This window comes from Micromonospora sp. NPDC050276, assembly GCF_044459545.1.
Lineage (GTDB): Bacteria > Actinomycetota > Actinomycetes > Mycobacteriales > Micromonosporaceae > Micromonospora.
The window spans coordinates 250262-263368 of the sequence record NZ_JBITJA010000005.1; the positions used below are offsets into that span (position 1 = coordinate 250262).

The 13107-nt window shown below is 73.5% G+C and carries 11 protein-coding genes; 7 read left to right on the forward strand and 4 right to left on the reverse strand.

The annotated features are described in order from the left end of the window. The first annotated feature begins 1 nt into the window (after position 1). Positions 2 to 1000 carry an aldo/keto reductase family protein gene (locus ACIBF8_RS12535; RefSeq protein ID WP_396782764.1) on the forward strand — a complete coding sequence of 333 codons (999 nt, stop codon included), beginning with the start codon at positions 2 to 4 and terminating at the stop codon, positions 998 to 1000. Between the two features lie 125 nt (positions 1001 to 1125). Here the strand turns inward: ACIBF8_RS12535 and ACIBF8_RS12540 are convergent, their stop codons facing one another. Both ACIBF8_RS12540 and ACIBF8_RS12545 read right to left on the reverse strand, forming a co-directional pair. After that, complete coding sequence (locus tag ACIBF8_RS12540) at positions 1126 to 1923, reverse strand: site-2 protease family protein (RefSeq protein WP_396783111.1); 798 nt, start codon at positions 1921 to 1923, stop codon at positions 1126 to 1128. Continuing rightward, complete coding sequence (locus ACIBF8_RS12545) at positions 1923 to 2123, reverse strand: hypothetical protein (protein ID WP_030337978.1); 201 nt, start codon at positions 2121 to 2123, stop codon at positions 1923 to 1925. Before ACIBF8_RS12545 ends, ACIBF8_RS12540 begins: the two co-directional genes overlap by 1 nt. A 144-nt stretch (positions 2124 to 2267) precedes the next feature. On the opposite strand from ACIBF8_RS12545, the gene ACIBF8_RS12550 reads away from it, so the two are divergent. From ACIBF8_RS12550 to ACIBF8_RS12565, 4 genes are all read left to right on the forward strand, one after another. Continuing rightward, positions 2268 to 4073 carry a protein kinase gene (locus tag ACIBF8_RS12550; protein WP_396782765.1) on the forward strand — a complete coding sequence of 602 codons (1806 nt, stop codon included), beginning with the start codon at positions 2268 to 2270 and terminating at the stop codon, positions 4071 to 4073. 59 nt (positions 4074 to 4132) lie between these two features. After that, positions 4133 to 6085 carry a bifunctional adenosylcobinamide kinase/adenosylcobinamide-phosphate guanylyltransferase gene (locus ACIBF8_RS12555; protein ID WP_396782766.1) on the forward strand — a complete coding sequence of 651 codons (1953 nt, stop codon included), beginning with the start codon at positions 4133 to 4135 and terminating at the stop codon, positions 6083 to 6085. Further along, positions 6075 to 6848, forward strand: coding sequence for an adenosylcobinamide-GDP ribazoletransferase (locus ACIBF8_RS12560; protein ID WP_396782767.1), 774 nt, complete (start codon positions 6075 to 6077; stop codon positions 6846 to 6848). Before ACIBF8_RS12555 ends, ACIBF8_RS12560 begins: the two co-directional genes overlap by 11 nt. Positions 6849 to 6915: 67 nt before the next feature. Next, positions 6916 to 8214, forward strand: coding sequence for a DUF2314 domain-containing protein (locus ACIBF8_RS12565; RefSeq protein WP_396782769.1), 1299 nt, complete (start codon positions 6916 to 6918; stop codon positions 8212 to 8214). A gap of 72 nt (positions 8215 to 8286) precedes the next feature. Here ACIBF8_RS12565 and gcvT read toward each other — a convergent pair whose 3' ends face one another. Continuing rightward, the gene (gcvT, locus tag ACIBF8_RS12570; protein WP_396782770.1) at positions 8287 to 9417 is read right to left on the reverse strand and encodes a glycine cleavage system aminomethyltransferase GcvT; all 1131 of its coding nucleotides are present in this window, start codon (positions 9415 to 9417) and stop codon (positions 8287 to 8289) included. 162 nt (positions 9418 to 9579) lie between these two features. Between gcvT and ACIBF8_RS12575 the strand changes: the two genes are divergently transcribed. Continuing rightward, the gene (locus ACIBF8_RS12575; RefSeq protein WP_396782771.1) at positions 9580 to 11154 is read left to right on the forward strand and encodes a leucyl aminopeptidase; all 1575 of its coding nucleotides are present in this window, start codon (positions 9580 to 9582) and stop codon (positions 11152 to 11154) included. A 51-nt stretch (positions 11155 to 11205) separates the two neighbouring features. On the opposite strand, the gene ACIBF8_RS12580 is transcribed toward ACIBF8_RS12575, so the two are convergent. After that, on the reverse strand, positions 11206 to 11535 hold the full coding sequence (locus ACIBF8_RS12580; RefSeq protein ID WP_357831936.1) for a hypothetical protein: 330 nt from the start codon (positions 11533 to 11535) through the stop codon (positions 11206 to 11208). A 178-nt stretch (positions 11536 to 11713) separates the two neighbouring features. Here ACIBF8_RS12580 and lpdA point away from each other — a divergent pair, with 178 nt between their 5' ends. Further along, positions 11714 to 13105, forward strand: a complete 1392-nt coding sequence (gene lpdA / locus ACIBF8_RS12585; protein WP_396782772.1) for a dihydrolipoyl dehydrogenase — start codon at positions 11714 to 11716, stop codon at positions 13103 to 13105. Positions 13106 to 13107: the final 2 nt, after the last annotated feature.

Below are 13107 nucleotides of genomic sequence, written 5' to 3' on the forward strand. Positions count from 1 at the left end.
CATGGAATTCCGACACCTGGGCCGTTCCGGCCTGATGGTCAGCGAGATCTCGTACGGCAACTGGATCACCCACGGTTCGCAGGTCGAGGAGGACGCCGCGTTCGCCTGCGTCCGGGCCGCGCTCGACGCGGGGATCACGACCTTCGACACCGCCGACGTGTACGCCGGCACCCGGGCCGAGGACGTGCTCGGCCGGGCGTTGCAGAACGAGCGCCGCGAGGGCCTGGAGATCTTCACCAAGGTCTACTGGCCGACCGGCCCCGGCCGCAACGACCGTGGCCTGTCCCGCAAGCACATCATGGAGTCGATCAACGGCTCGCTGCGCCGACTGCGCACCGACTACGTGGACCTCTACCAGGCCCACCGCTACGACAGCAGCACGCCGCTGGAAGAGACGATGGAGGCGTTCGCCGACGTCGTCCACTCCGGCAAGGCGCACTACATCGGCGTCTCCGAGTGGACCGCCGACCAGCTGCGCGCCGCCCACCCGCTCGCCCGGGAGCTGCACATCCCGCTGGTCTCCAACCAGCCGCAGTATTCGCTGCTCTGGCGGGTCATCGAGGCCGAGGTCGTCCCGGCCAGCGAGGAGCTGGGCATCGGGCAGATCGTCTGGTCGCCGATGGCGCAGGGCGTGCTCTCCGGCAAGTACCTGCCGGGCCAGCCGCCGCCGGCCGGCTCCCGGGCCACCGACGAGAAGTCGGGCGCGAACTTCATCTCCCGGTTCATGAGCGACGACGTGCTCACCCGGGTGCAGCAGCTCAAGCCGCTCGCCGAGCAGGCCGGGCTCAGCATGGCCCAGCTCGCCGTCGCGTGGGTGCTGCAGAACCCGAACGTCTCGTCGGCGATCATCGGCGCGTCCCGCCCCGAGCAGGTGCACGACAACGTGAAGGCAGCCGGCGTGAAGCTCGACGCCGACCTGCTCAAGGCGATCGACGACATCGTCGAGCCGATCGTCGAGCGGGACCCGACGAAGACCGAGTCTCCCGCGCAGCGTCCCTGACACCGTTCCGGTCCGGTCGGCGCGAAACCTCGCGCCGACCGGACCGGTCAGCTCAGCCCGCCGCCGGGCACGGTCAGCTCAGCCCGTCGCCGGGCACGGTCAGCTCAGCCCGCCGCCGGGCATCATCAGCTCTGCCAGAGGCGGATCAGGTCCAGGCCGGTGGCGTAGAGCCACGAGGGCAGACCGAGCAGGTCGCCGACCGCGAAGACCGCGTCGAAGAACCAGCCGCCGATGCGCGGGTTCCACAGCAGCGCGAACAGCAGGATGAAGCCGTACGGCGCGAACAGGTCGTACATCTTGCGCCACTGCGGGTTGAGCCACGGCTGGATCATGTTGCCGCCGTCCAGGCCGGGCACCGGCAGCAGGTTCAGCACACTGGCGGTGAGCTGGAGGAAGGCGAGCAGCGCCACCCCGGCCCAGAACTCCACCGGACCACCGGACGTGGTGCCGAACCGCACCGCCGCCACCAACACCAGCGTGAACAGCACGTTGGTCGCCGGGCCGGCGAGGCTGACCAGGGTGTGGCGCAGGCGGCCCGGGATGGCGTGCCGGTCCACCCAGACCGCGCCGCCGGGCAGGCCGATGCCGCCGAGCAGCACCACCACCACCGGCAGCACGATCGACAGCAACGGGTGGGTGTACTTCAACGGGTTGAGCGTCAGGTAGCCCCGGTGGGCGATGTCCCGGTCGCCGGCCCGGTAGGCCACCACCGCGTGGGCGTACTCGTGCAGGCAGAGCGACACCAACCAGCCGGACACCACGAAGAGGAACACGTTGAACCGGACGTTGCCGTAACCGTTCCAGGCCAGCACCCCGCTGACCGCGAAGAGGGCGACCAGACCGAGGAAGACCGGGCTGGGCCGGAACGCCGCCTTGGGGACGCCGAGGACCAGCCCCTCGCCGCCCGGCCGGTCGTAGGCCATCACTCGGCGGTGGGTAGCAGGCTCATCCGGTACTCCACCCGGTCGTCCTCCACGAGCGCGACCGAGGTGACGCCGGACGCCGCGAGCTCCCGCCAGGTCTGACCGATCCAGGATTCGGCGTCGGCCTGGCTGCCGAACGACTCCGCCGGTCCCTCGACCGTCTGACCGTCCGTGCCCTCGTACCGCCAGCTCCACGCCATGCCGCGTCTCCCCTCGCCGCTGAAGTCCCCGTGGGACGAACCCTCGCCAGCGTAGTCGGCCCGGCGCGCAACGGCCGCTCGCTCGCCCCGGCGGGACCCCTGGGGTGGATCAATCCGATCGACGCCGGCCGGTACGGTGGCTCGGTGCTGACTCGGGGAGTGCTGCTCGGCGACCGGTACCGGTTGGATGAGCGGGTCGCGACGGGTGGGATGGGCGCGGTCTGGCGCGGCACGGACGTGCTGCTGGAACGCGAGGTCGCGGTGAAGGTGCTGCTGCCGTCGCTGGTCGCCGACCCCGAGTTCACCGCCCGGTTCCGGGCCGAGGCGCGGATGCTGGCCGCGCTGCGGCATCCCGGTGTGGTGCCGGTGCACGACGTGGGGCAGGCCGTGCTCGACGACGGCAGCCAGGTCGACTACCTGGTCATGGAGTACGTCGAGGGCGAGCCGCTGTCCGCCCGGGTGCGCACGGTGGGGCGGCTGGATCCGGCCACCACCATGTCGGTGCTGGCCCAGGCCGCGGACGCGCTGCACACCGCCCACCTCGCCGGCATCGTGCACCGGGACGTGAAGCCGGGCAACCTGCTGGTCAAGGCCGACGGCCGGGTGGTGCTCGTCGACTTCGGCATCGCCCGGTCCCGGAACATGGCCGGGCTCACCGCCGCGAACATGGTGCTCGGCACCGCCTCGTACATGTCCCCCGAGCAGGCCACCGGGCAGCCGGTCTCGGCCGCCACCGACATCTACGCGCTCGGCGCGGTGGCGTACTTCTGCCTTGCCGGGCAGCCGCCCTTCCACGGCGACAACCCGCTCGCGGTGGCGCTCCGGCACGCCCAGAAGGATCCGGCGGCGTTGCCGGCGGACACCCCACCGGCGGTCGCCGCGGTGGTCGCCCGCGCGCTGGCCAAGCGTCCGGAGGAACGGTTCGGCAGCGCCGCTGAGTTGGCCGCTGCCGCCGCCGAGGCCCGCGACGCGACCCTGGCGAGCATTCCGGTCTCCGCCCGCCCACCGTGGGCGTTGGCCGCTCCCACACCGGGCGTCGCGGCTCCCGGGTCACCCGCCGTCGCGACGCCCACACCGCCGGTCGTGGCGACACCGCCCGCCGGGCCGGTGCCGGCCGGGCCCGCCGCCGGGCCGGTGCCGGCGGGGCCCGCCGCCCTGCGTCCACCGGCGAGCGTCGCGTCCGAACCGACGACCGAGCCGAAGCCGACCCGGGAGGACGCGCCCGGGGCCGCCCCGGCGGGCCGACGCCGACCACTGCTGCTCGGAGCCGGCGCGGTCGTTCTCGTCGCGCTGGTCGCCGCGGTGGCGGTGGTGGTGGCGCTGCGGCCCGAGACCAACCCGGGCACCACGGACCCGGGCCGGCCCCCCGCGCTGGCCGGCGGCCCGGCGGCCGCCACCGACGCCGCGCCTCCGAACGGAGACGGGACCACCACCGGACCCCGGCCCAGCAGCACGCCGGGTGCCACCCGCACCGCGCCGGCCGACCCGACCGGATCCCCCGCCGACCCGACCGCCGGCAGCGACCCCACCCGCACCGCGCCGCAGGGCGGCACACCGACCGGTACGGCCAGCAGCCGACCGACGCCCACCCGCACCCCGTCGAGCCGGCCCAACCCGTACACGGCGGCGCAGGCGTGCGGCAGCGGTTACCAGGTGATCGACTCGGCGACGCTGACCGGCGGTGACGGGCAGCGCAAGGGCCGGGTCTTCCTGCTGTACCACGCCGGTACCGGCGCCAACTGTGTGGTCACCCTCAAGGACACCGCGGTCGGCACGAAGTCGGCGGCCTCGGCGTACCTGGAGGTGCAGGGGCGGGCCCGCAGTACCGACAGCGGCTCCTTCGACTACTACGCCGGACCGGTGAAGGCCAGCGCCGCCGGGACGTGCGTGAAGTGGGGCGGCTCCACCGGCGGGGTCAGCTACGGCAGTGGGTTCGAACACTGCGACTGAACGACGGCGAGCACCGGGCCGGCAGGCACCGCGGCCCCGGGCGGCCTTAAGGTACGGGCATGTCCGTAGACGGGTGGAACACGGTCCTGGTGCTCGGCGGTATCCGGTCCGGCAAGTCCGAGTTCGCCGAGTCCCTGGTCACCGACGCGCCAGTGGTCCGCTACGTCGCCACCGCGCCGGAGGGCGACCCCGAGGACACCGAGTGGGCGGCCCGGCTGGCGAAGCACCGCGCCCGGCGGCCGGGCAGCTGGACCACCGAGGAGACCACCGAGGACCCGCGCCGGCTGGCCGACGTGCTCGCGTCCGCCGAGCCCAACGAGACGCTGCTCGTCGACGACCTGGGCGGCTGGGTGACGGTGCTGCTCGACCCGGACCACCAGCCCGCCGACGACGTGGCGACGATCGCCGAGCTGGCCGAGGCGATCCGCGGCTGCGCCGCCCGGGTGGTGCTGGTGAGCCCCGAGGTGGGGCTGTCGCTGGTGCCGACCACCCCGCTGGGCCGGGCGTTCACCGACGCGTTGGGCGCGGCGAACCGCGCGGTCGCCGACGCCTGCGACGCGGTGGTACTGGTCGTCGCCGGCCAACCGGTCTGGCTGAAGCCGCTCGCCACCGAGCCGCCAGCCACCGCAAGCGTGCAGGCAGCCCCCGTGACCGCGTCCGCGCCGGTTCGAGCGAGCCTGGCCGAGGCCGAGCCCACCCCCGAGGTGCAGCTGCCCGACGTGCTCACCCACACACCGCCGGCCGCGCCGAGCCAGGAGCCGGGCAACCCGTGGGCCGCGCCCACCATGGCGCTGCCGATGGTGGCCACCGGACTGGTCATCCAGCCCGGGATGGAGCTGCCGATGCCCGACGAGTACGCGGGCCCGCAGGCGGTGGACCGACTGGCCACGCTGGACGTACCGGGCGCCGGACTGGGTGTGCTGGACCGGGTGGTCGGCTTCGCGGCCGCCACCCAGGGCACCTCGACCCCCGCCGCCTGGGGCTCGGTGCGCGTGCTGCTGCTGCACGGCGACCACGCTGGCGGGGCGTCGGCCGGCACCGTCGCCGGTGAGTCGGCGCGCCGGGCCGCGCAAGCCCGCGCCGGCCGGGGCGCGTTGGCCCGGCTGGCGGCCGAGAGCGGGGCCAGTCTCCAGGTGGTGGACACCCCGGCCTCCGCACCGATGGAGGACGAGCCGGCGCTCCCGCTGGAGCAGGTGGAGTCCGCACTGCGGTACGGCTGGCGGTTGGCCGAGCAGGCCGCCGACGCCGGCGTACAGCTGCTGGTGCTCGGGGCCTGCGGCGCCGGCACCGAGGCGGCGGCCGCCGCGGTGCTGGCGGCGACCGCGGGCGCCGAGCCGCCCGGCGTGCTGGGCCGGGTGATCACCGACTCCGGCGAGATCGACGACGCGGCGTGGATGATCCGCTGCGCGGCCGTACGCGACGCGCTGCACCGCACCCGCCGCTCGTCGCGCGGCGCCAAGGACATCCTGGCCGAACTGGGCGGCGGCGACGTGGCCGTGGCGACCGGTGTGCTGCTCGGCGCCACCGCCCGCCGGGTGCCGGTGCTGCTCGACGGACCGGTCGGGGTGGCCGCCGGCATGGTGAGCCGTGACCTGGCCGGGCAGGCCCGGCACTGGTGCCTGCTGGCCGACCACGGCGGGCACCCGGCCGTGCGGCTCGCCGCCGACGTGCTGGGCCTCACCCCGCTGCTCGACCTCCGGCTGGATCTCGGCGAGGGCGCGAACGCGCTGGTCGCGCTCCCGTTGCTGCGCTCGGTGCTGGCGCTGTCCGCCGCGCTGCCGGTCCACCCGTCGCTCGGCGACGAGGACGACGCCGAACCGGCCGATGACGAGCCGGAGTCCACCGACCCGGGTTACGCCGACCCCACCTCCCCGGAGCCCGACATCGCCGAGCCCGACATCGCCGAGCCCGACTTCGGCGACCCGGACTTCGCCGAGCCGGAGCCGGCCGGGCCGGGCCCGGCCAGCACCGGAGCGGACGAGCAGCCGGCGTCGGGCTGGCGTGCCGGCTGAGTCGCGGCTCCTCGCCGGGGCCCGGTTGGCGGTCACCACGTTCAGCACGCTGCCGGTGCGGGCCGGGCGGATCGACCGCCCGGTCGCCGGCACCGCGATGGCGCTCGCCCCGGTGGTCGGCGCGTTGCTCGGCGTCCTGCTGGCCGGGGTGCTGCTACTGGCCGGCGCGTTCGCTCCCCCGCTGGTGGCGGCGGGCGTGACCGTCGGCGCCGCCGCGCTGCTCACCCGAGGGCTGCACCTGGACGGGCTGGCCGACACCGTGGACGCGCTCGGCTCGTACCGCCGGGGCGCCGCCGCTCTGGAGATCATGAAGAAGCCGGACGTCGGCCCGTTCGGGGTGGTCGCCCTGGTGGTCGTACTCCTGGTGCAGGCGGCGGCGCTCGCCGACCTGGCGGGACGGTCCTGGCCGGCGGGTCTCGCGGCGGTGGTCGCGGCGACCGCGGCCGGGCGGTTCGGCGTCACGGTGGCCTGCCGGCGGACGGTGCCGGCGGCCCGGCCGGACGGGTTGGGTGCGCTGGTGGCCGGCACGGTCGGCCCGGTGGCGCTGGCCGCCGGCGCGGTCGGCGTCGTGCTGCTGGCGGTGCCCGCGGTGCCGGGCCGTCCGTGGCAGGGGCCACTGGCCGTCGTCGCCGCGATCGCCGTCGCGCTGGCGCTGCTCACCCACGTGGTACGTCGGCTCGGCGGCATCACCGGCGACGTCCTCGGCGCGACCGTCGAGGTGGTCACCACGCTGGTCTACCTCGGTCTGGTGCTGTCCGGCTGAACCGGGAACGGCGAGCCGGGTAGCGTTCGGCTCGACAACACCGGCGCGGCCCACCGGGGGACCCAGCATGCTCATCACGGACGACTTCCTGCCCGTACCGGTGCCGGAGTCGCTCAGCGCGACCTACCTGGTGCCGATGGTGGGGCTACCGAAGGTCAGTGCGAAGACCGCGGTGGCGGCGCTGACCGGCCGACTGGCCGAACCGGTGCACGGGCTGGCCCGGCAGATGCTCGACAGCCCGCTGATGAGCGTCGACACCCGGCCGATCGCCGAGTTCCCCGAGCTGCCGCCGGACCTGCTCACCGCGTTCGGTGCCACCGAGGAGCAGCTGGCCCGGTTGGCGGCGGCGACGCACCTGGTGGTGGTACAGGCCGAGTACCGACCCGGCTGGCCGCCCGCGCACGAGTGGGCCGCCCGGGCGGTCGCGGCCGCCGTGGCGGCGTCGGTCGACAGCGACGTGGTGGACGTCTTCGGCCTCCAGTTCCTCGACCCGGCGACCGCGCTGCGCTCCCTCCCCGACGAGCAGGGCCGCATCCGACTGGTCGACTGGGTGCTGGTTCCGTATTCCTCGGACACCGAGGGCCTGTGGTTCACCACGAAGGGGTTGCGTCGCTTCGGCCTGCTGGAGTTGCAGACCCAGGGCGTGCCCGACCACCTCACCCGCGCCTGGGGTGCGGTGATGACCGGGGCGGCACGACGGCTGCTGCGGGACTGGACCGACGGGCTCACCGGCGAGGAGGTGCCCGCGTTCGTGCAGCTGCCGGTGCTGGCCACGGTCACCGGGCACGACATCGCGGTGGCGTACGGCAACCCGGAGCAGCACGGTGCCACCGCCCCGGTGCTGCTGCGCCTGGAGCTGGACCCGGCGACCGACCCGGAGGCCGACTCGTTCCTCAGCCTGCGCCCACCGGCCGGGCACCCCGGCCCGGACGGGCGCTACTACGCCGCCGCGTGCGCGACCCTGTTCTCCGGGATCCAACCGGACGTGCGCTACGCCCGCCCCGGCGACGCGATGAGCCGTGCGGTCGCCACCGCCCGGGCCGCGCTGGGTGACGCGCGCGCCCGGTTCGTGGCCGGCCAACTCCCCACCGAGTCGCAGCTGGTGGTGAAGTACGGCCTGCCCGGGGACGACGGCCCGGAGTACGTCTGGGCCGGCGTCACCTCGTGGGAGGTCCCGGAACGCATCGTCGGCGTGAGCGCCAGCGACGCCAACACCGACCTGAGCGTGCGGATCGGCGCCCCCGTGGTCGTGGAGACGTCCGACGTGGTCGACTGGGCCGTCCTGGACGCCACCGGCGTCATAGAAGGCGGCTGGACCCAAGCAGTCCTGGATTCCGGCGAACCCCCAACCCACAGCCCTGGTTGATCAAGAGGTTTGCGTCAGAATCCCGTCCGAACATGACGCAAACCTCTTGATCACCGGCGACAAGGCCTGGGACTACCGCACTGAGGGGGTTACGAAGGGGGGCTTGGTCAGGGTCAGGGGGGCTCGGCGGCCCCGGATGTCGATCTCGACCTGGTCGCCGTCGGCGAGGTTGGCGTCGGTGTCCAGCAGGGCCAGCGCGATGCCCTGCTTGCGGGTCGGCGAGAAGGTGCCGCTGGTCACGGTGCCGACCTGGGTGTCGCCGACGTGCAGGGTCATCCCGGGCCGTGGGATGGCCCGGTCGACGGCCAGCAGACCGCGCAGCGTACGGCGAGGGCCGGCGGCCTTCTCGGCCAGCAGCGCGTCGCGCCCCCAGAAGGCCGGCTTGTCCCAGCCGACGGCCCAGCCGGAGCGCGCCTGCACCGGGCTGATGTCCAGGGAGAGGTCCTGCCCGTGCAACGGGTAACCCATCTCGGTCCGCAGCGTGTCCCGGGCGGCCAGCCCGCAGGCGCGCAGCCCGAACGTCGCGCCGACGGCGAAGAGCGCGTCCCAGACGGCCACCGCCTGCTCCGCCGGCACCACCAGCTCGTAGCCCAGCTCGCCCGTGTAGCCGGTACGGCAGACGGTCAGCTCCACCCCGGCCAGGCTCGCGGCGGAGAAGCTCATGTAGCCGTGCTCGGTGGGCAGGTCCAGGGCGGCCAGCAACTCGGCCGAGCGGGGGCCCTGCACGGCCAGCACCGCGTACGCCTCGTGCTCGTCGGTGACGGTCACCTGTGCGGGCGCGGCGGCGCGCAACCGGCGCACCACCTCGGCGGTGTTCGCCGCGTTCGGGATGAGGAAGACGTGGTCGTCGGCGTAGAGGTAGGCGATGATGTCGTCCACCACGCCGCCGGTGGCGTCGTCGCAGCAGAGCGTGTACTGCGCCCGGCCCGGACCGATCCGGCCCAGGTCGTTGCTGAGGCTGGCGTTGACGAAGTCGGCCGCACCGGGGCCACTCACCCGGGCCTTGCCCAGGTGCGACACGTCGAAGACCCCGACCGCCGTACGCACCGCGGTGTGTTCCTTGAGCACGCCGCCGCCGGCGTACTCCAGCGGCATCTCCCAGCCCCCGAAGGGGGCGAACTTGGCCCCGGCGGCGATGTGCCGCTCGTGCAGTGGGGAACGGCGCAGTCGGGTCGCGGCGGCGTCGGAGGTCACGTCGGTCATGGGTGGCAACTTACCGGGGCCAACGTGGCTGGTTAGCATCGGCGGGAGCCCGCTGGCGCTATCGGCGGGACAGCCATGACGTCCGGCGGGTAGGTTCCGCCGGAGACCTTCACCGCTGGTACGCGACGCCGCGACCGGCCCGGCCCGCCCGGAGTAGCTTCAGTGACATCACCCCGCACCACCAACCTGAGCCTGGTCGACACCGACCCGGCCGAGCTCGCCGTCGACGCGATCGTGATCGGCGTGCACAGCCAGACCGGAGAGCAGGGCGCCACCAGCGGCCTCGCCGGCACCCTGCTGCTCGCCAGCGGCGCGGAGAGCATCGCGGCCGCGTTCGACGGCAAGCTGACCGAGACCCTCGCGCTGCTCGGCGCGACCGGTGGGCCGGGTGAGGTCATCAAGCTGGCCACGCTGGGCACCGTGACCGCCCCGCTGGTCACCGCGGTCGGGCTCGGCCCGGAGCCGTCGGGTGCCGCCCCGGCCCCGGAGACGCTGCGCCGGGCCGCCGGTGCGGCGATCCGGGCCCTGGCGGGCGCGCCCAAGGTCGCGCTGGCGCTGCCGCTGCCGGACGACGCGGACGCGTCGGCCGAGCTGCGCGCGGTGGCCGAGGGCGCGCTGCTCGGCGGGTACCGGTTCGCCGGCTACAAGACCCGCCCCCAGCCGACCCGCCGGGAGCCGGTGGCCGAGGTGCTCATCGCGGTGCCGGACGCGAGCGCCGCGGGCGCCCAGGCGGAGGTCGCCCGGGCGCAGGCGGTGGCGGGCGCGGTCCGGCTCAGCCGGGACTGGGTGAACACCGCGCCGAACGAGCTGCGCCCGCCGTCGTTCGCCGACGCGGTCGCCAACGCCGCCCGCGAGGCCGGCCTCGGCGTCGAGGTGCTGGACGAGGCGGCGCTGGCCGCTGGCGGGTACGGCGGCATCGTCGCGGTCGGGCAGGGCTCGGAGGCCCCGCCGCGGCTGGTGAAGCTGACCTACACCCCGCAGGGCGGCGGCAACGGCAAGCGGGTCGCGCTGGTCGGCAAGGGCATCACCTTCGACACCGGCGGCATCTCGATCAAGCCGGCGCAGGGCATGTGGGAGATGAAGTCCGACATGGCGGGCGCCGCCGCGGTGGGCGCGGCCATGCTGGCGATCGCCGCGCTGAAGCCGACGGTGGCGGTCAGCGCGTACCTGCCGATGGCCGAGAACATGCCGTCGGGCACCAGCTACCGGCCGGGTGACGTGATCACCATGTTCAACGGCAAGCGGGTCGAGGTGCTCAACACCGACGCCGAGGGCCGGATGATCCTGGGTGACGCCATCGCCCGCGCCTGCGCGGACGGCACCGACTACCTGTTCGAGACCTCCACCCTGACCGGCGGCCAGGTCATCGCGCTGGGCAAGCGGGTGGCCGGCGTGATGGGCACCCCGGAGCTGTGCGACCGGGTGAAGGCGGTCGGCGACTCCGTCGGCGAGCCGGCCTGGCCGATGCCGCTGCCCGACGACGTCCGCAAGGGCATGGAGTCGGATGTGGCGGACATCTCGCAGGTCAACGCCGGGATGGACCGGGCCGGTCACATGCTGCAGGGCGGCGTGTTCCTGCGCGAGTTCGTGGCCGACGACGTGGCCTGGGCGCACATCGACATCGCCGGGCCGGGTTACCACTCGGGCGAGCCGACCGGCTACTGGACCAAGGGCGGCACCGGTGTCCCGGTCCGCACGCTGGTGCAGCTCGTGGAGGACGTCGCCGCGAACGGCTGACGGACCTCGCGGAAGGGCCTCCTGCGATGGCAGGGGGCCCTTCCGCGATTCTCAGTACCGCTCGGGGCGGCGTTTGCGACGTTCGTTGAAGTCGCGCATCCGCTGCGGGTAGCCCATCAGGCGGACGTCGTACACCGGGATGCCCATCCGGTACGCGAAGCGCCGGGCCCCGTCCGGGCCGTCGATCCGCCGGCGGGTCCACTCGCCGTCGTCGGCGATCAGAATGACCGTGGTCTCCGTCACCGTCGTCCGCGGCTCGATGTACGCCTCGACGCCGCGCCGACTCCGGATGAAGTTCTCCAGATGGTCCAGATCGCCACGATCGGCGGCACGGTCATGGCTCGGCACAGCCGTCTGTTTGCGGCGCCGGAACAAGCCCACCCGATCTCTCCCCCACCGTGCGTCATCGACAACGGTGCCAAGGGTACGTGTCGATGACGTGTCGTTGGGCACCTCAGTACGCACCCTGTGCCCAGTGGTGACAAGATGACCGAGGTGGGGTGTGTCCGTGTTACATCCCCGTGACCCCCGATGCAGCGACGCGACCTGGGAGTTGGACGTGAGCGAGCCGAACGAAGCGACCTTCGACATTGTCATTCTCGGAGGTGGCAGCGGCGGCTACGCGACCGCGCTGCGCGCCGCCCAGCTGGGCCTTCAGGTCGCGCTGGTCGAGAAGGGCAAGCTCGGCGGCACCTGCCTGCACAACGGCTGCATCCCGACGAAGGCCCTGCTGCACGCGGCCGAGATCGCCGACCAGGCCCGCGAGTCTGAGCAGTTCGGCGTGAAGGCCGAGCTGATCGGCATCGACATGGCCGGGGTCAACTCGTACAAGGACGGCGTGATCTCCCGCCTGTACAAGGGCCTGCAGGGCCTGGTGGGCGGCTCGAAGAACATCACCGTCGTCGCGGGCGCCGGCAAGCTGGTCGGCAAGAACGTGGTCGAGGTGGACGGCAAGCGCTACACCGGCCGCAACATCGTGCTGGCCTCCGGCTCGTACGCGAAGAGCCTGCCGGGCCTGGAGGTCGACGGCGAGCGGATCATCACCAGCGACCACGCGCTCACGATGGACCGGGTGCCGTCGTCGGTGATCGTGCTCGGTGGCGGCGTGATCGGCGTCGAGTTCGCCAGTGTGTGGAAGTCCTTCGGCGTGGACGTGACGATCGTCGAGGCGCTGCCCCGGCTGGTCGCCGCCGAGGACGAGGAGTCCTCGAAGGCGCTGGAGCGGGCGTTCCGCAAGCGGAAGATCAACTTCAAGGTCGGCAAGCCGTTCGAGAAGGTCGAGAAGACCGAGAGCGGCGTCAAGCTGACCATCTCCGGCGGCGAGACCGTCGAGGCGGAGCTGCTGCTGGTCGCCGTCGGCCGCGGCCCGAACACCGCCAACCTCGGGTACGAGGAGCAGGGCGTCAAGATGGACCGCGGCTACGTGCTGACCGACGAGCGGCTGCGCACCAGCGTGCCGAACGTCTACGCGGTCGGCGACATCGTGCCCGGCCTCCAGCTCGCGCACCGGGGCTTCCAGCAGGGCATCTTCGTGGCCGAGGAGATCGCCGGGCAGACCCCGGCCGTCATCGACGAGGTCGGCATCCCGCGCGTCACCTACTGTGACCCGGAGCTGGCGTCGGTGGGTCTCACCGAGGCCAAGGCCAAGGAGCAGTACGGCGCCGACAAGGTCAAGACGTACAACTACAACCTGGGTGGCAACGGCAAGAGCCAGATCCTCAAGACCACCGGCTTCGTCAAGCTGGTCCGGGTCGAGGACGGCCCGGTGGTCGGCGTACACATGATCGGCGCCCGGGTGGGTGAGCTGATCGGTGAGGCGCAGCTCATCTACAACTGGGAGGCGTACCCGGCCGAGGTCGCCCAGCTCGTGCACGCCCACCCGACCCAGAACGAGGCCCTGGGCGAGGCGCACCTGGCCCTCGCCGGCAAGCCGCTGCACGCGCACGCCTGATC